At 68.8% G+C, this 491-nt stretch carries 1 protein-coding gene; it reads left to right on the top strand.

The genetic code is table 11. The annotated features are described in order from the left end of the window. Positions 1 to 491: ABC transporter permease (locus tag FLP08_RS16890; protein ID WP_162431130.1), on the top strand; the 491-nt coding region annotated here is incomplete at both ends.

Here is a 491-nt window from a genome sequence, read left to right as displayed (position 1 = left end):
CTACGGCATCAACATGGACGTCGAGGACCTCTCCTGGGCGGTCCTCGACCGTGACCAGACCACCACCAGCCAGGCCTACGCGCTGAACATCGCCGGCTCGCGCTATTTCGTCGAACATGCGCCGATCACCGACCCGGACGACCTCGACCGGCGCCTGCGCAGCGGCGAGCTGAGCCTGGCGGTGGAGATTCCGCCGAACTTCGGGCGCGATCTCAAGCGTGGCTCCGATCCGGCCATCGGCGTGTGGATCGACGGAGCGATGCCGACCCGTGCCAACACCGTGCTCGGCTACGTGCAGGGCCTGCACACCAGCTACCTGGCGGACCTCTCGCGGCAGGCGGGTGGGGCCGAGGTCAGCGCGGCGGCCAGCACCGAGGTGCGCTATCGCTACAACCCCGACGTGGAAAGCCTGAAGGCGATGGTGCCGGCGGTGATCCCGCTGCTGCTGATCATGATCCCGGCCATGCTCACCGCCCTCGGCGTGGTGCGCG

The organism is Christiangramia aestuarii, assembly GCF_009735585.1.
Classification (GTDB): domain Bacteria; phylum Bacteroidota; class Bacteroidia; order Flavobacteriales; family Flavobacteriaceae; genus Christiangramia; species Christiangramia aestuarii.
The sequence above is the reverse complement of the archived record's forward strand: the minus strand, read 5'-3'. Positions and strand labels throughout refer to the sequence as shown.